The sequence below is a fragment of the Streptomyces sp. NPDC047525 genome (genome assembly GCF_040643025.1).
In the GTDB taxonomy this organism is placed as follows: Bacteria; Actinomycetota; Actinomycetes; order Streptomycetales; family Streptomycetaceae; genus Streptomyces; species Streptomyces durmitorensis.
The window spans coordinates 456,360-471,951 of the sequence record NZ_JBEYTL010000004.1 but is presented as its reverse complement, the minus strand read 5'-3'; the positions used below and the strand labels follow the sequence as shown (position 1 = coordinate 471,951).

Sequence of the window (15,592 nt, the reverse complement as noted above, 5' to 3'; positions counted from 1 at the left end):
TGGGGGTGCGTGCGGGGTGGCTCATGCCGTGGCGAGGGCGGCGAGATTGAGGCCGTTGGCGACGGCCCGCCGTGCGTAGGGTTCGGGCACGCCGACCGCGACGGCGGCGGCCACGACCTCCTCCCCGAGGGCGTCCAGACCGCACGGACCGGGGCACTGGCCGTGCTGCTTGGCGAGGAAGCGGGCGACCTGGAATGCCTGTGATCCGGCGCCGGATTCCGTACGTTCGGACACCAGGGCGAGGCCTCTTTCCAGGCCTACACGCACGTAGCGCTCGGTGTGGCGGCATCCGGTGGCCACCGACCGATCCCACGCTGCCTGGCCGTGGGGAGAAGAGGCCACCCCGCCGCGCGGCGGGGTGGCCTCTTCCCGTTCGGCCAATGCGCGCACGGCATACGGAAGGGGCGCCATGCGGCCGGTGCCGGGGCCGAGCCAGCGGGCGTACGCCATGCGGGACTTGATGTCGACACCGGGCCGTACCCCGTGTGCGGAGCACATCGTGCCCACGTAGATCCAGTGCTGGCCGCGTGTGGTGGGCACAGTGCGGGTGGGCGGCAGATGTACGTGAGCCCAGGCGATGGCGTCGGCGTGGTCGAGGTCGACGACGGTGAGGCGGACGCCGGCGGGGTGGTAGGCGACGGCGGTGGCCTGCCGCCATGCGGTCCTCCACGCCGGGGAGGTGAGCGTTTCGGGGTGGGTGGTCGCGGCGGCCCATGCGTGGCAGGGGCGCGGGCAGGTGCAGGGACCGGCCTGTTTCATGTTCGGTCGGCCGCCGCACACGTTCTTGGCGCAGGCCGGGCAGTTGCCGAAGGGGGCCTTGCCCACGCGCAGCGGCAGCACGGGCACGCCCCTGGCGGCGAGTGCCAGCGCGGTGGCCAGCGGTGTGGGCGGCTGTGACTGGCGGCGGTCTCGTCCAGGCGGGATGGCATAGGTCATGCTGGGGGTTCTCCTGCTCTCTTGGAGGGACGGGAGGACCGGGGCGGGTGGAGGCTTTGGCGAGACGACACCCGCCCCGGGCGTAGCTAGAACGGCGGCTCGTCGTCTGCGGACGCCGTGCCGGTCGGAGCCTGCGCACCCCATCCGCCGGAGGCGGGGGTGCCGGTGTTCCAGGCGTCGGCGGCCGGGTGGGTGGTGGCGCCGTTGCGCTGGGCGCGGGTGACCTTGGCGGTGGCGAAGCGCAGCGAGGGGCCGATCTCGTCGACTTCCAGGCCGAGCATGGAGCGGTTCTCGCCCTCGGGGGTCTGCCAGTTGTGCTGACGCAGGCGGCCGGTCACGATCACGCGTGTGCCCTTGGCGAGGCTGTCGCCGACGTGCTCGGCCAGGTCGCGCCAGGCGGTGCAGCGCAGGAACATCGCGGTCCCATCGCGCCACTGGTTGGTGGTCTTGTCGTAGGTGCGCGGGGTGGAGGCGACGGTGAATTTCGCCATCGCTGCGCCGCTGGGGGTGAAGCGGATTTCGGGGTCGTCGGTGAGGTTGCCAATGACGGTGAGCGGGGTCTCTCCTGCGGACATGGGTTACTCGCCTTCCGTGCCGTCGATGTCGGTGTCGTCGTGGGTGATCGGGCCGCTGTAGCCGAGCGGGCTCGTGGCGGTGTGGGCGCGTTCCAGAGCGGCGGCCAGCGCGTGCGCGTGGTCGTGCGCTTCTTGGAGCGCGGCGCTCGCCGTGACGATGTGGTTTTCGGGCGTGCCGTAATCGGCGCTGACGTGCCCGCGCCCGTTGAGGACGGTGAGGGCCCGCTCGATCTGCTCGAAGGCCTGCGGGAGGCGCTGGGAGAGCGACTTGAGCGCGCCGATGGCGCGGTAGGCCTCGGGCGGGTACGCCAGGCCGCTGGGGTTCTCGCGGGTGGGGAAGGTCAGGTGGTTGAACTCCCGGATGGCCTCGGCGGCATCGCGTGGGAGGTCGACGGGGTCGACGTGCTTGTCGGGCATGGGAGTTGGCCTCCTCAGGCGGTGGCGGGGGTCGTGTCGGTGCGGATGACGGCGAAGGCGTCGTGGATGGCGTCGTAGTGGACGTGGACAGGAGCCGGGGTTTCCGCGCGGGCTTCGGTGGCGCGGCGTGTGGCGCGCAGTGAGGCGCGGGGGTTTCCGGCGGGGAAGGCGTCCAGTCGCACGGGGTGGTGGCCGGTGCACTCGCGGCAGGTCACAACACGCCCCCTTCAGATCGGCCCGCCGGAGCGGCGGGACTCAGACGGCGGGCGGCGGCGTGCAGTTTGGCTTCCAGGACGGCGGGCGGGGCGGGGGTGAAGCTGTGCAGGGCGACGGTGGCGGCGATGATGACGTCGCACAATTCGTCGGCCACGTCGCGGTAGGTGTGGGTAGTGCCCTTGCGGGGGTTCTGGCCGGTCGCGCCGATATACGCGGCGGACGCTTCGCCCGCCTCTTCCACGACCTTGAGCAGGCGCATGGTGATCTCGTGTGCTTCCGTGCCGTTGACGGCATCCAGGCGGTCCACGATGCGGGCGGTGACGGGCCACAGGACTGCACTCATGAGGCTTCCTCCTCAGGAAGGTTCGGGGTGTCGTGGGCGGTGTCCGTACGGCGGTACCGGCCAAGGTCGACGACGGTGGCCAGGGACCCGGCCGTCTCGCCGTGCTCGGGGGCAGGCTGCGGTTCGCCGGGCGGCCTGGGACCGCCTGCCGGGCTGGCCGCCAGGGCGGCGGCGAGTGCGGCGTCATGGCGGCGGGCAACGGCATGGCCGGTGAGGGCCACCGCGCCGAACACGGCGCCTGGGGCGGCCAGTACGGCGACCGCGATGAGGTCGGCGTTCATGTCGCCTGCTCTTCTTGTGCGGCACGGACCAGGTCGGGCAGGGAGCTGCCGAGCGCGGCGAGGCGGTGCTCCATTGCCTGCCAGGACGCGGGGTCGATGCTCATCAACGCGTGGGCGGCGGTGGGCAGGTCGCCGCGGGCGGCGGCGGTGAGGGCGTCGCGGATCTCGCCGGCGGCCATGAGGGAGATGGAGTCGGGCACGGCGGGTCCTCCGATCACAGGTCGGGGATGGCGCCGATGACGGCGCGGGTCAGTTCGCTGATGGGTCCGGCGGCGCCGGTGGAGGCGAGGAAGAACCCGAACATCACGGCGATGAACGCGGCGCCGTAGCCGAGGGACTTGGAGCGGAGCAGGAAGAACAGGACCAGGCCGAACAGGGCGACCATGGAGACGGTCACGGCCACGGGAATCTCCTTTGACGTGGGGCCGGGCGGCCGGTTGGATGCGGGCAGGCGCCCGGGTGCTGGCAAGCTCGGGTCGCGGCCGACGGTTGCGCCCACTTAGCTTTGGCAAAGAGCGGGGTACGTCTCATGACGGGCACCGTCGGCCACTTCGCGTTCCGGGGTCAGCGGGTGCCTTCGCGGTGGGTACGGGCGTAGAGGTTGTAGAGGTGGCGGCCCATCCGTATGCGTTTGCCGTAGCCCTTGCAGCGGCGGCAGCGCTTGCCGCGCTTGATGCGGCCCTTGCGGTCGGTTTTGGTCGCGTAGCCCAAGCCGCGGCACTTGCGGCAGTCGCCGAACGGCGAGGCCGCACACACCGATGCGTAACCGAGTGTGACGACGAGTAGGCAGGCGATAGCGAGCGTGATCGAGGACATCACGGGCCTCCACGGGCTGTTTCAGGGGTTTGCGCAGGTGGGCCGCTATCACCTAGCGGCCTGATCAGGTGCTATGCGGGTCGCTAGCGGGGTCTCTAGCGCTAGAGGGTTGATCCCCTAGCGCTAGAGACCCCTGACGGTCAGCCCGCGTCCCGCTTACGGTCACGCTCCGCAATCGCTTCGACGATGCGGGCCCGCTCAAAGCCGGTCCGGTTAACGGTCTTGCCCTTGATCCGGCGCGCGACCTGGCCGGTGCTCACGCCGTACGGCTTGAGTGCGGAAGTGAGCTGGCGGGCCTGGTCGGCGGACTCCTCCATCTCGCCCCACGCGCCGTACTTCTCGGGGCGCATGTCGGCGAGCCGCTCCACGGTGACGTCGTTCCACGGCTTGGCCTCGCTGGCGGGGACGACGGCGAGGATGTCCTCCAGCAGCGTGTCGACCACGTCGCGGCGCTCCGGCTCCTGGCCTGCGGCGATGCCGCGCAGGGTGCCCGCGTCGATGCGCGCCTTGCGGGCCCGCTCGCAGATGACTTCGGCGGCCGGGTTGTCGATGTAGTAGCCGCGCACGATCTGCGGGTCGTCGGCGGCGCCCACCAGGTAGCCGATGCCCTTGTCGGACTTGGTGAAGCTGGTGGCGCGGATGCCGTTCTTGTAGTTCGACGTGCCCAGGATCATGTCGTTCTCCAACTGGCCCATGACCCGCAGGCAGTACCGGGTGCCCACGTTCGCGCTGATAGCGGTGGGCAGCGAGTCCTTGTCCGGGCGCTGCGTGGCCAGCAGCAGAATGATCCCCAGTGCCCGGCCGCGCTTGATGATGCCGGTGCACAACGTCCCGGCTTCCTTGCCGTACTTCTCGTGGGAGAACAGCTCCTGGCACTCGTCGATCGCGAGCACCAGCGGGTGCAGACCCAGCGAGCGGTTCGCGGCCAGCTCCGGAGTGACCTTGTTCTCCGGGCACTTGTCCTTGGGCAGCGAGCTGATGACCTTCGCCCGCCGCTCCAGGTCCTTGTAGACGTAGCGGATCGAATCCAGCGCGGCGGCGGCGGTTTCGTCGTCCGCGCCGGAGCCGTAGTCGGCGGCGACCCGCTTGATGGGGTCCAGGTCGCCGGTGCCCTTCAGCTCCCAGATCAGCAGTTCGGCGAGCACGTCCAGTGCCGTGGCGAGCAGCGGTGTGCGCAGGGCGAACGTCTTGCCCATGCCGGGCATGGCGCCGATGAGGACGTTGTCGTACATCAGCGTCAGGTCGACGTTGCGTCCGCGCTGGTCGGTGCCGAACGGCAGCGCCTTGAACAGCGACGCGCTGCCGGACTTGGCCAGCGGCCAGGCGGGCGGCTTGACCTTGTTCAGTGCCTTGTCGCCGACCCACAACACCATCCGGCCCGCGTGCTCGTCAGGCACCGGCTCGGGCCACACACAGCCCAGCGGGCGGCGCAGACCAGAGGCCAGCTTCTCGCGCCGGTCCAAGATGTCCGGCACGGTCACGCCGTAGGGAAGGTCGACGTCGGCGCGCCAGCCGGGGCCGTCGCGGGTGATCGGGGCGGGGAACTTGATGCCTTCCCCGCCCTTGCCCAGCGCCTTGTTGATCTCAGAGATTCCCAGCGCCCCCAGAGCCCGTTCGACGATCCCGGAGGTGAGCTTCTCGACTTCGGTGGTCACGACCGCGCGGGAGATGACGGGCTTGTCGGACGGCGCCCCGAGGAAACCGAGTCCGGCGGTCAGCGCGGCGAAGGCCAGGGCGGTGAGCCAGGCCGGTGCGAGCACGTACAGGACCAGTGCGAGGACCGGGCCCAGGATGAGCCCGGCCGTCATCAGGGTCATGCGCAGCTTGACCCGCCGATCCCGCTGGCGCGAGAGGGTCATGTACTCCATGACGTTCTCGCGGCTGGCCGCCGCCCGCCGCAGTGGGTCGCCCTCGGCATCGGCGGCCCAGCGCAGGGTGCCGCCGATGAACTTCGCGGCTCCGGCAGGTGCCTGGCAGGCCAGGCGCAGGCTGTACCAGGGCAGACGCACCGCGTGGTAGGCAGCCGAGTGGCCCACGTAGCCGCCCAGCCATCCGGCAGCGCTGACGAACTCCGGCTTGGAGCGCGCCCACGCCGGGATCACGTCCTGACGCTTCGCGGCCCGGATCCTGTCCATCAGCCCGGGACCGGCAGGTGCCGGGGTGTCGACCATGACGGCCGACTCATCGTCGCTGGAGTCATCAGGGGAGTCGGCCGACTTGGGCGCGGCCGAGTCGGGCGACCAGTCGGCGTCCGAGTCGGGTACCGGATCGGTCGATCCGGTGCGCAAGGCGCGGGCCGACGTCAGGTCGACCACCTTGCCGACCGAGTCGGCGTCGGGGCCATCCATCATCTCGGCTTCGAGCCGGTTGAACAGCTCGTTCTCGTCGGGGTGATTCACTGAGACTTCCTTCCAGGGATGGAGGGTGGCGGGGCCCGGCCGCTGCTTTGGTCGGTTGAGACCGGGCCCCGTCGACGTGCATCGTGGTCGCGTGAGGAAGCCGCAACTGTCACTCCTCGGTGACAGCCCGGTCCTTCTACGCAGGCCGTTGTTGCGGCTACAGGTCGAACAGGCCGCACTGACCCGAAGTGGTGTCGGGCATTTGCCGCTTTGCCGCGCGGGCGGCGGCGGTGTGGCAGTCCGGGCACCAAGCCCGCAGTTCCGCGGGCGGAAGCCCGGCCGCGGTAACGGTGGACGCGAGCGGGTCGGCGGGAGCCGCGATGAGACGGACCCGGCGGCCGTGCTTGCTGGTGTAGCCGTCGTGCTCGTGCGGGCACCGTCCCTCGCCCTTGGCGTGCGGGTTGCCGCACGCACCCGCGCACTGGCAGCGGTGGCCGGCGGACTCCATAACGGTGTTGAAGACAGCGGCGCCGACGATGGGCTGTGACTTCATGCCGTCGCCTTCCGCCAGGTGTCGGGCTCGGCCCTGCCCAGCAGGATGCGCAGCGCGGCCACGGCCTGCGGCGGGACGACCCCGTTGCCGAGTGCCTTGAGCTGGGCGGTGCGCGAAAGGGCGGGGACACCGGTGACGTGTCCCTCGTTCAGGGCCATGAGCCATTCGACGAAGGCCGGGTTTAGTCGTCCCAGATCGTCAGTTGGCCTGGGGGCGGGGCGACCGATGACCGCCTCCCACCGCCGGATCGCTTGCTCGTAAGGGCCCCACGCAAGGTCGGGTTGCCCCGCCCGTACGTTGGGCTCTGCCGCTCGCTGTCGGCCGCGGCCGGGGTTGGCAGGAGTTCGCACACTTCGGCGGCCAGGCTCTTGCCGTGTGTCCCGGCCTCCTGCGAGGGCGAGCGCTTGGTCTGCCGGTTCTCGTTCGCCGACGCCCGCGGGGTCGGCAGCAGAGAGACGACGTGGCGCAGGTTCATCCCGCCCTGTGCCGCATGCCCGGCCCCGGTGCTCTCCGAGGTCGAGGGCGTCGGCAGCAGCGAGACGGCGGTGGGAAGCTGCCCGCTCTGCCCACCGCCGCGCCAGTCCCGGGCCGCCGGAGTCGGCAGGCCAGGCCCAGAAGATGAGCCGCTTACGCTGGTGGGCGGCCTTGATATCGCTCGCGCGTACACAGCACCAGTCCGCATCGAACCCGATGGCGGCAAGGTCGGCGAGGACGGTGTCGAAGCCGAGAGAAAGGTGGCCTGCGACGTTCTCAAAGACCGCGAGTCGGGGTCGTAGAACGCCAAGGGCGCGGGCGATGTGCGGCCAGAGGTGCCGGTCATCCTTGGTTCCCTTCCGCTTGCCCGCCGTGCTGAACGGCTGGCACGGATAGCCGCCGATGTAGACGTCCACCGGCTCGACGTCGTGCCAGTCGATGGCGGTAATGTCCCCGAGGTTGGGCACCCCGGGGTAGTGGTGGGCGAGGATGAGCGCGGCGCCAGGGTCGTTGTCCGCCACCCACGCCAGCTCCCCGCCGAACACGGCCCGGACGGCGTCGTCCAGGCCTGCGTATCCGGTACACACCGAACCGATCCGCAGGTCCCTCATGCGGCTGCCTCCGCGTCCTCCACAGAGTGCAGGGTCCGGCCCTCGGCGCGCTCGGCGGTCAGCACGTCGCGGACGTGCCGTGCGGGCTTGGCACCGCAGCGCAGCGCCTTGCGCAGCGCCTCGCCGTTGTCGACTTCCGCATCCGACCAAGTAGCCGTCAACTGCCGTGCCTCTGCGAGGAGTTCGGCCATGCCGCGCCGTGCCGTCTTGGGAGCGCGACGGCGGTTGGCCGACGGCTTCGGTCGTGGCTGCGGGTTGGGCGTCTTGTCCTTGGGCGGGTCCGGCTCCGACCGTTCGTCAAGCGGCTCTTCTTCGGTCGCGGGGGCGAGTTCTCCGAGTTTGAGCAGCACACGGGAGCGCCGTGGTGTCTTCGAGCGCCACCGCCGTCCGTGCTGCTCGCGCAGATCCGCGCGGGCCAACTGCCGTTCCCGTTCCCGGGCGAGCGCGTCGGTGTAGGAGGTGATCTCCCACAGCGTCATGCGCCGCCACAGCGCGAACGTGGTCAACGGCGCCAGCAGCCAGCGACTGAACCGGATCTTGTCCATCCGGCGGCCCGTCACCGCGCCAATGCGCACGGCGTAGATGTGCGCGCCGATCTCGGAGAACACCACCCACAGCAGCGGCATCGTGCCGTGCGCGACCTTGGCCCACAGGCTGTCGCCCGCGGCGACGTTCAGACCGCAGGTGATCAGCGTGAGCACCCAGGGCACGAACCGCACCCACCCGAGCGCCATATCCATGCGGATCAGCAGCAGGTTGGCGACGGTGAACACCGGGATCGCCACGTCGATACCGACCGGCAGCATCCACGGCTCGGCAAATCCCCAGCGCAGCGCGGCGGCCGACACCGCGTCGAAAGAGGCGATGAACCCGAGTGAGCCAACCCCGGCCGCAGCAGCAGCCCCGATCCCGGCAAGGCCCAGCTCCGGGCGGGTCAGCGGCGGAACCGTCGCAGAGTCCGTACTCGCGATGACGGTCATGCCGACTCCTCCCCGAACTGCGGGTTGGGCAGGCCGGTCAGGTCGGCGATCTCGTCACCGGTCAGCACCGTGTTCTCGTCCATGGCGTGCGCCACGGTGCGGATCTCGCCCCACAGGTGACCGATCTTGCGGCGGGCCATCCCCTGCACCATCGCCCAGGACTTGCCGTGGGCCGGGACGTGGCCACGGCCGATCCGAAAGCCGTGCTGCGCGAGGATGGCGATGGCCTGCTCACGGTCGTGGAGAGCCGCGCAGGCGGCCGCCCGTTCCGGCGTCCACAGCCCGTAGGCCATCAGGTAATTGACCTGGGCGATCGATCCGGCTGCAGCCTGCGCGGCGAAGTGCCACGCATGCACGTCGCGTGTCTCGAAGGCGGTGTTGCCGGTCAGGCACCAACCACCGTCTTCCGGCGTCCAGGCGATGACCTCACTGGTCACCACCCGCATGCCATAGGCCAGGGCGAGCACGGCGTGACCGGCCTCATGGAAGGCCATGCCCAGACGGGCCTGCTCGTAGGTAAGAGGCATGGTCAGCATCGGCTTGGGGCGGCCGGTGTGGTCCGCGAGCAGCGCGGCAGCGGGAGCGGTGGAGTTCATGCCGCCACCGCCTTGCGGGAGCGCTCACGACGGACGGTCGGCCGCTTCAGCGGGACGACGTGGAACAGCTCCGGCGCGTAGGCCTCCACCGCCTGAGCGGCGATGCGGATCGCGTCGTCGGGCATGTTCGGGTTGTCGGCGAGGATGTCGCGGGCCGCGTCCAAGCGGGCCGCGCGCTCCGTCTCGCTCTCGCCGTCCTCCCCGAGCCACAGCTCAAGAGGGGTACCGAGGGCAAGTTCGACGAAATCGGTGTCACTGACGGCCTCATGGCCGCCGACATAGCTACGCATGATGACTCCTGAAGTGGAGGGACGGGAGGAGAGCCGGGGCGGGCGCAGGCTTTGGCGAGACGGCGCCCTCCCTGGCGAGGCGGGGAGGTCAGACGGTGGCGATGATGAGCGCGGCGATGAGCACCCATAGGTGGTGGAAGGACTGGTCAAGGGCGTAGGCACCGGTGCCGATGTGCGGGTTGTCGTCGCGCCCGGGGCGCGGGGCACCGAGCCGGTAGAACTCGCCCTTGCCGGTCACCTTGGCCAGCCATGCGAGGGTGCTGCGGCGATCGGCCCACCAGTGTGTGACGGCGTCGATGCCCAGCCCCAGCACGAGGCCGGGCACGCTCACGGAGAGGTTCAGCAGCCACAGGACCGGCAGTAACAGCGCGAGCTTGGTGGCGGTCAGGGTGGCGACGTGCCGGGCGCCGGCGAGGCGGCCGACCCAGCCGGGACGGCCCTTGTGCGCGGACTGGCAGGAGGTCTGCACCCAGTGGTCACCCACGCTGTGGGCGACGTACAGGGCGACGAACACAGCAGCGAACACAGCAGCCATCGGGAGACTCCTCGAAGGGAAGGAAGCGCCGGGGCGGCCTCGGTCTTTGGCGAGAGGGCGGCCAGTCCCGGCAGGGAAGTCCGGACGGTGGAGCGGTCCGGTAGTGCCCCGGAAGGGAGTCGAACCCTTCCTTGCGACCATCGGGGCGGTAGAGCGATCGAACGGTGGCGCCGGTCGCTAGAAGCTGTAGTAGATGTCGCCGTGGTGGACACCGCCGCTGACGCCGTAGCGCTCGCCGTGAACGACGGTCACGTCCTGGCTCGGCTGCTGGGTGGCCGCGATGATCGCGTCAGCCGCGTCCATCGCGGCCTGCATGCGGGCCTCGTGCTCTTCGGGCGTCTCGTTGCGGCTCACGGGTGATCTCCTCAGCGGTTAAGGGCGGTTGGTGGGTGGGCGTCAGTTCTGTGCATCGCGGCGCTGTACGAGTTGAATGGCCATGCGGGCGAAGTCGGCGACGGCGTCGAAGTCGGCGAACTTCACGCCGTGGATCGCGGTCGCCTGGATCATGTCGCGCAGGACCGAACAGACATCCGCCTGCTGAGCGGGGGGTCGGCTTGTGGCTCGGGGCGAACTGCGCCGCGGCAGCACTGACGCGGCGACCGATCTCGTTCAACTGACTCTGGTCCACGGTGAGCGTCCTTTCGGGAAGGGCTCGGGACTGTCCCGGCTCTCCGCGGCCCCGGCACCAGGCCGGAACCACAGACAGCCGGTCAGTGCCACCAGCTCTTCTTGGGCGTGACGCTGGGACAGCCGTTAACCATGTGGCTCACACACTGCGGGCAGTCCTCGCGAGGACCGAGACGGCGATGGATGCTCTTGTTGTAAGCGTGCTGCCAGCACTGCGGGCACTCGCCCGGGGGCGTCTCTCGGTTCGGCATCATGGGCTCCTTCGTAGGCTCGGGACGATCCCGGCTCCCCTCAGCCCCGCCCGTACGCGACCGCCCCGCAGGGCGCACGGACGGGCGGAGGAGGCAACCGGCCGCAGCGCTAGCCGCCGCGGTGCGGCGAAAGGCGACCGGTTGCCCGCGGCACCCTGCGGTGCCAGCACGCTGGAGATGGAGCGGCACCGCCGTGCCGGTCGGTCACGGCCGCGCCCATCGCTTTCGTCAGTTCACTGCCACTCCTTCAGTTCGCTGATCAGGGGATTCGCACTGCAAGGGGGACCCAGTCCCCACACTCCGGCCGTTGCTCGCGGTCACCGGGCCACCTCGCCAGTAGGGCCGAAGCCCCGTTCCCCTGGCCTTTAGCGGGATTGCAGCGTCCCCGCCCTCTGCGTTCGTGCAGGTCAAGCACTTACAACTCGCCGTTAGCGAAGCCCTTCCGGGTTTCGCGTCCCGACCTGAGTTCAGATTGACCCAGGTCAATCTGACTGTCAAGAAGGTTCGCCGGGGGATCTGAGATTGACCTAGGTCCGGTTACCCTCGGGGGCATGGATTCGAGCCCCGAAGCGTCCAAGCAAACGGCCAAGGAGATCGCTGCTGACTACCGCGCGAAGATTGCGGACCCGGACAACGAGGACTACTCGCCGGGGAAGCGGCTGCCCGCCGCACGCCAGCTTGCCAAGAAGCTCGGCGTGCAGCTCATGACTGTGCAGAGCGCGTACAGCCAACTTCGAGATGAGGGCTTGGTTCTCACCCAGCAGGGGCGCGGGACGTTCGTACGCGACCCATCGGCGCCGCTCGGCACCGAGCCGGGCAGTAGCCCCGCCTTCACCGCCCTGGCCGGAGAGCTCAGTTCGATCCATGACGCTCTCCGACTTCTCGGTGAGCGTCTGGACCGGCTTGAGGAGATCGTGAGTAGCGAGACGCCACCTTCGCGGTGAGTACGTCGGCGCGCCTCAGCAGCCCTTCCGTCGTGGCGCGCGCCTCGCCCAAACTCGCTTTGAGCAGTGCGAGTTCAGCGGAAGTGAGGCCCGCTAGCTCGTTCTTTCGCTCATTGATCCCTGGCATGCAAATGAGCATGAGACCGCGAACGACGGAGGACCCGGACAGAGTGTCCGGGTCCTCTTTACTTGCAGGTCAGGGGTGTTGACGGTTCGTCAGTGGATTACTTCGTCCACGGCATCCAGTACCGCAACCCATGGAAGTTCCCGCCCTGGCGGCGCGTCACGGGGCTCGTACAGCGGCCATACGTCCGGCCCGTAGACGAGCCGGACACCGGCTTCCCGCAGAGCTTCGATGTGGCGCTGCCACGCCGGGTGACGAGCGTGCGCGGCGTTAACGCGGGGGAAGACGACGACCGGCAAGCCGATAGTCCCGAGGGCTTCGCCCACCTGTGTCAGAGCCTGGTTGTCCATGAGGCCGCTCGCGAGCTTCGCGACCATATTGGCCGACGCTGGAGCCACGACGTAGCAGTCAACGGCCGGGTGCGGTCGGGCGTCGCCGGGGAGGCGCGGTTCGTCACGGACGGGTAGGCCGGTCAGCTTCTCCAACCGGTCGGCCTCGCCGTTCATCCGAAGCCAGATTCCCGCTGTCGGCGTCAGCGTCACGGCCGCCTGCCACCCACGTTCCATCGCGGGCTCGACCAGGCCGGTGCGGAGCGACTCCACCCCGCCGGCCGCTGAACCGACGACTCCCAGTACCCCGCGCTTGCTCGAACTCACTGCACCGCCCTGCACCGTTGGGCCATCACGAACACCTCGGACGAGCGCGATCCGCCGCTCACGGGCGACTGTTTGACCAGGTCCCGTAGCGTCTCGCGCACCCTGGGATTGTTGCGTACGAGCTGCGGTGCCGTGCGTTCGGCGGTACGCAGCTCAGAGAACGCCTCATCACCGTGTCCGGCGAGCGAGAGCGCGCGGCTGTAGTCGATGCGGTGCGAGACGCTGCGCTCCTGCGGCATGTGGTCGACGTCGATCCGGCCGTTCTCCACCACGTACGACACGTTGTCCAGATCAAGCTCGATAGACAGTCGGTGGAGGATCACGTTCGTGGGGCCAAATCCGGTTTGCCAGTAATTCTCATCCGAACCGAGGTCGTCAGCGAGTTCCTCGGCCCGGTTCAGGAGGCGGGTCGCAGTCGGGCGGTCCTGGTGCCGAGCTGCCGCGACGGCGGCCCGTAGGTGGATCATCCCGAGCAAGCTCAGCGCGGATGGGTCGCTCTCCGCTACCTGAGAGGCCAACCACGTCGCTGTGGTGTCGCCTAGCTCCATCGCGGCTTCGTACCGACCGTTGGCGAGCAGTGCGTGCGCGCCGGACCGCGCGGCTGAGGCGAGCACCAAGGGATCGTCAGACTCGTCCGCCGCTCGCATCGCGCGCTCTGCGGCCAACCAGGAGACGTCGGACTCTCCAACCTTCGCGAGCGTCGTAGCCGCGAGGTGGTGAGTGCGGGCAGAGACTGCCCAGCAGTCGCGGCGGTCCTCTCCCCGGCGTCCCGCACGGTCCTCTAGCTCCTGTGCCGTCTGAAGAAGCGCCGGAAGGGCAGCGATCACGCTGCCGAGTCGCCCGCCCTGGTAGTCGTTCCAAGCGTGCTCCACGCGCACCGCCACGGGCGCAGGGGTGGGGAGCTGAACGTCTGCCTCTGGCCCGAAGAGCAGGCGCGAGAGCCGCCGCGGACTCATGAGCGCATCTCGTACTGCCGGTACGTCGTCCTGGTGCTTCTCGTCCTCCACTAGGAGGGTCTGACCGAGCAGGTCGCCCAAAGGTACGCGCAGGATGCGCGCCAGTTCCGCGAGCATGTCGATTCGCGGCGGCTTCCTGCGGCCGGTCTCTGCCTTCGCGAGCCAATCAGTGCTGCGGCCGGCCAGCCCGGCCAGCACCTCTTGCGTGTAGCCGCGACGCTTCCGGTAGAACGCGATGCGCTCGCCGATGCTGAGGTGATCTCCAAGGCCACGCATGGGGTGCTGCCTCCTGCTGCTGGTAGGGGCGTCCTTCACGTTACAGAGCCAGTCAGACGGCCGGTAGGTGCTCTCGCCGTCTCGCTACGAGCTTGATGGACCCAAAGGGAAGAGACCCGGACAGATTGTCCGGGTCTCTTCAATGGAAGTACTGAAAGGCATCTTCAGTGGCGTGATGCAATCACGTGAGGTGCCTACCTTCCAGCCGTCCGTTGGCGGACTCCTCGTACACGTCCTCTGTCAACTCTGCGATCCGATGAATAGTGGCAGCGTCGACTTGTTTCGCTACTGATAGGCCGTGGACAATCTCGTTCCTGATCCTATTGAGTTCTCGGATCTCACGGTAAGTGGCCTCCGATAGGAGTCCCTCGGAAACGAGTCGTTCCGCCATCTGTCGAACGCTCTGAGGGCGCCTGTTTTCCTCACCCTGGAAGTGTTGGGCCAGTGTCCATTCCAGCCCGGAGAAGGCGAGAACAAATGCCGCTCGAAGTACTTCTTGGTTTCCTGAGGACTCTCCAAATTTTGCGAGGTCTGTTACCGTACGCAATCGCCGATCAATTTCATCCTTCCGTGCGAGAATGTCAGGCTGTGCGAGAACAATAACTTCCACATCCCAGCCCTCAATTCCCCGGAGTCTCGCGCGGATGCTGTTGATTTGGTCGATCTTCATTTGAGAGTCAGCAGATTTCTGCTGAACGATCTCAAAGATGACACCGCCCCCTGGACCTACGGCGATGGCGTCGAATTCCTCTATGCCGCGCTTAGCGAACCCAGCAGGAAGAAGCCCCTCTCCGGATGCGCTCGTATACATGGTCCACCCTGGAGGGAGCCTCTCTGCGCGCTCCCGCAGCGCGTTCATCGTGGCATCTTGCCAATCCATGGCAATTCCTCCTGTGGCATAGCCAGATTTACGGAAACGTAAACGAACGGGTCGCCATCAAATAGGTATGGAAGGATGATTGATGGTGGATTTCTTAACCCGGACCCTAGGACGTCTCTTCTGGACGCGGAGACATCTTGAATCTGTGCGTCATCCATCATAATCTCGGGATACATCCCATCGATTATTCGTTTCAGGATGTTGTCGATGTCGACATCCGTTGGGCCCACGTGAAAGTATGTTACTGAAGCGGCCAAGTCGCCCAAGAGTGGAAATCCATCCTCAGGTAGGTTCTCGATGGCGTATGTTCGCACCTTCTCGACCCAGCGCTGCTTTTTCTTGGAATCCTTGGAATTTACCGATAGAGGGATACCGGGAACTACGAACTCCCATGCCATTCGATCGATGTCCCGTCCCTAGCTCTACGTCTGGCACCTCGGAGTCAGCCTACGGGTGAATGCTGACCGAGGCGATAGCGCAACTGATGATCCCAGGGAGCCCCTGCCGGGCTGGTGTGCAGCAGCCCCGGCGAGTGAGGGGGAGGGGCGGCCAAGCGCGGGTCGCTAGCGACAGGGAGTGGATACCTGGGCCGTCTGTGGGCCGTCGAAGGGCGGCCCACAGGGACCGGTGACGACCAACGTCGACCGTTAACTGCCTGCTCGTCAGGGGGGCGACTGGGAACGGCCCAGGCCGTCGTGAGGGTGCGCCAGTTCCTGCGCAACAAGAAGCAGGAGTGGGAGGAGTACCGGAGTGAGGTCACGGCCTTCGAGCTGAGGAAGAACCTGCCGGTGCTGTAAAGCTGCCGCTAGGGGCGCGGGGAACTGCGCGCTCAGCCCTCGATAGGCCGCAGACGCGTCTGCCAGGTTGCTCGGCAGGCGCGTCTGCGGCTTTTTCGTGGTTGCTCGCGCAGTTCCCC

At 68.3% G+C, this 15,592-nt stretch carries 24 protein-coding genes; 2 read left to right on the top strand and 22 right to left on the bottom strand.

The genetic code is table 11. From position 1 onward, the window contains the following. Window positions 1–21: 21 nt before the first annotated feature. The 18 genes from ABZ833_RS14580 to ABZ833_RS14495 all read right to left on the bottom strand — a co-directional run bounded on the left by ABZ833_RS14580 (window position 22) and on the right by ABZ833_RS14495 (window position 10,840). Window positions 22–936 (bottom strand): bifunctional DNA primase/polymerase, encoded by a 915-nt coding sequence (locus ABZ833_RS14580; protein ID WP_361045859.1) that lies wholly within the window; start codon window positions 934–936, stop codon window positions 22–24. Window positions 937–1,022: 86 nt separating this feature from the next. Next, a complete protein-coding gene (locus ABZ833_RS14575) occupies window positions 1,023–1,511 on the bottom strand; it encodes a single-stranded DNA-binding protein (RefSeq protein ID WP_361045856.1) in 489 nt (162 codons plus the stop codon). 3 nt (window positions 1,512–1,514) lie between these two features. Further along, a complete protein-coding gene (locus tag ABZ833_RS14570) occupies window positions 1,515–1,928 on the bottom strand; it encodes a hypothetical protein (RefSeq protein WP_361045854.1) in 414 nt (137 codons plus the stop codon). A 14-nt stretch (window positions 1,929–1,942) separates the two neighbouring features. Beyond that, entirely contained in the window at window positions 1,943–2,143 is a 201-nt protein-coding gene (locus ABZ833_RS14565; protein ID WP_361045851.1) for a hypothetical protein, read from the bottom strand. Further along, window positions 2,140–2,487, bottom strand: a complete 348-nt coding sequence (locus tag ABZ833_RS14560; protein WP_361045848.1) for a MazG-like family protein — start codon at window positions 2,485–2,487, stop codon at window positions 2,140–2,142. Before ABZ833_RS14560 ends, ABZ833_RS14565 begins: the two co-directional genes overlap by 4 nt. Beyond that, window positions 2,484–2,768, bottom strand: coding sequence for a hypothetical protein (locus tag ABZ833_RS14555; RefSeq protein ID WP_361045846.1), 285 nt, complete (start codon window positions 2,766–2,768; stop codon window positions 2,484–2,486). Before ABZ833_RS14555 ends, ABZ833_RS14560 begins: the two co-directional genes overlap by 4 nt. Continuing rightward, window positions 2,765–2,968, bottom strand: a complete 204-nt coding sequence (locus ABZ833_RS14550) for a hypothetical protein (protein ID WP_361045844.1) — start codon at window positions 2,966–2,968, stop codon at window positions 2,765–2,767. Before ABZ833_RS14550 ends, ABZ833_RS14555 begins: the two co-directional genes overlap by 4 nt. Before the next feature lie 14 nt (window positions 2,969–2,982). Further along, on the bottom strand, window positions 2,983–3,171 hold the full coding sequence (locus ABZ833_RS14545; RefSeq protein WP_361045842.1) for a hypothetical protein: 189 nt from the start codon (window positions 3,169–3,171) through the stop codon (window positions 2,983–2,985). A 161-nt stretch (window positions 3,172–3,332) separates the two neighbouring features. Next, window positions 3,333–3,584: a hypothetical protein gene (locus ABZ833_RS14540; RefSeq protein ID WP_361045839.1), complete on the bottom strand. Its 252-nt coding sequence runs from the start codon at window positions 3,582–3,584 to the stop codon at window positions 3,333–3,335. Window positions 3,585–3,724: 140 nt separating this feature from the next. Then, window positions 3,725–5,983 carry a cell division protein FtsK gene (locus tag ABZ833_RS14535; protein ID WP_361045837.1) on the bottom strand — a complete coding sequence of 753 codons (2,259 nt, stop codon included), beginning with the start codon at window positions 5,981–5,983 and terminating at the stop codon, window positions 3,725–3,727. 157 nt (window positions 5,984–6,140) lie between these two features. After that, the gene (locus tag ABZ833_RS14530) at window positions 6,141–6,476 is read right to left on the bottom strand and encodes a hypothetical protein (protein WP_361045835.1); all 336 of its coding nucleotides are present in this window, start codon (window positions 6,474–6,476) and stop codon (window positions 6,141–6,143) included. After that, window positions 6,473–7,561 (bottom strand): DNA cytosine methyltransferase, encoded by a 1,089-nt coding sequence (locus ABZ833_RS14525; protein WP_361045832.1) that lies wholly within the window; start codon window positions 7,559–7,561, stop codon window positions 6,473–6,475. The genes ABZ833_RS14530 and ABZ833_RS14525 overlap by 4 nt, the downstream gene beginning before the upstream one ends. After that, window positions 7,558–8,541: a DUF2637 domain-containing protein gene (locus ABZ833_RS14520; protein ID WP_361045829.1), complete on the bottom strand. Its 984-nt coding sequence runs from the start codon at window positions 8,539–8,541 to the stop codon at window positions 7,558–7,560. Before ABZ833_RS14520 ends, ABZ833_RS14525 begins: the two co-directional genes overlap by 4 nt. Beyond that, window positions 8,538–9,137 carry a hypothetical protein gene (locus ABZ833_RS14515; protein WP_361045826.1) on the bottom strand — a complete coding sequence of 200 codons (600 nt, stop codon included), beginning with the start codon at window positions 9,135–9,137 and terminating at the stop codon, window positions 8,538–8,540. The genes ABZ833_RS14520 and ABZ833_RS14515 overlap by 4 nt, the downstream gene beginning before the upstream one ends. Continuing rightward, window positions 9,134–9,427 (bottom strand): hypothetical protein, encoded by a 294-nt coding sequence (locus tag ABZ833_RS14510; RefSeq protein WP_361045824.1) that lies wholly within the window; start codon window positions 9,425–9,427, stop codon window positions 9,134–9,136. The genes ABZ833_RS14515 and ABZ833_RS14510 overlap by 4 nt, the downstream gene beginning before the upstream one ends. Before the next feature lie 88 nt (window positions 9,428–9,515). After that, window positions 9,516–9,962, bottom strand: a complete 447-nt coding sequence (locus tag ABZ833_RS14505) for a transcriptional regulator (RefSeq protein ID WP_361045822.1) — start codon at window positions 9,960–9,962, stop codon at window positions 9,516–9,518. A gap of 177 nt (window positions 9,963–10,139) precedes the next feature. Next, the gene (locus ABZ833_RS14500; protein ID WP_361045820.1) at window positions 10,140–10,316 is read right to left on the bottom strand and encodes a hypothetical protein; all 177 of its coding nucleotides are present in this window, start codon (window positions 10,314–10,316) and stop codon (window positions 10,140–10,142) included. Window positions 10,317–10,672: 356 nt separating this feature from the next. Continuing rightward, complete coding sequence (locus ABZ833_RS14495; RefSeq protein ID WP_361046315.1) at window positions 10,673–10,840, bottom strand: pRL2-8; 168 nt, start codon at window positions 10,838–10,840, stop codon at window positions 10,673–10,675. Between the two features lie 551 nt (window positions 10,841–11,391). Between ABZ833_RS14495 and ABZ833_RS14490 the strand changes: the two genes are divergently transcribed. Continuing rightward, window positions 11,392–11,784: a winged helix-turn-helix domain-containing protein gene (locus ABZ833_RS14490; RefSeq protein ID WP_361045818.1), complete on the top strand. Its 393-nt coding sequence runs from the start codon at window positions 11,392–11,394 to the stop codon at window positions 11,782–11,784. 216 nt (window positions 11,785–12,000) lie between these two features. Here the strand turns inward: ABZ833_RS14490 and ABZ833_RS14485 are convergent, their stop codons facing one another. From ABZ833_RS14485 to ABZ833_RS14470, 4 genes are all read right to left on the bottom strand, one after another. Then, a complete protein-coding gene (locus ABZ833_RS14485; protein WP_361045815.1) occupies window positions 12,001–12,564 on the bottom strand; it encodes a flavoprotein in 564 nt (187 codons plus the stop codon). Next, complete coding sequence (locus tag ABZ833_RS14480; protein WP_361045813.1) at window positions 12,561–13,796, bottom strand: helix-turn-helix domain-containing protein; 1,236 nt, start codon at window positions 13,794–13,796, stop codon at window positions 12,561–12,563. Before ABZ833_RS14480 ends, ABZ833_RS14485 begins: the two co-directional genes overlap by 4 nt. A gap of 181 nt (window positions 13,797–13,977) precedes the next feature. Continuing rightward, window positions 13,978–14,655 carry a hypothetical protein gene (locus ABZ833_RS14475; RefSeq protein ID WP_361045811.1) on the bottom strand — a complete coding sequence of 226 codons (678 nt, stop codon included), beginning with the start codon at window positions 14,653–14,655 and terminating at the stop codon, window positions 13,978–13,980. After that, entirely contained in the window at window positions 14,652–15,074 is a 423-nt protein-coding gene (locus ABZ833_RS14470; protein ID WP_361045808.1) for a RusA family crossover junction endodeoxyribonuclease, read from the bottom strand. Before ABZ833_RS14470 ends, ABZ833_RS14475 begins: the two co-directional genes overlap by 4 nt. A 297-nt stretch (window positions 15,075–15,371) precedes the next feature. On the opposite strand from ABZ833_RS14470, the gene ABZ833_RS14465 reads away from it, so the two are divergent. Then, window positions 15,372–15,473, top strand: a complete 102-nt coding sequence (locus ABZ833_RS14465) for a glutamine synthetase (RefSeq protein ID WP_361045806.1) — start codon at window positions 15,372–15,374, stop codon at window positions 15,471–15,473. Window positions 15,474–15,592: the final 119 nt, after the last annotated feature.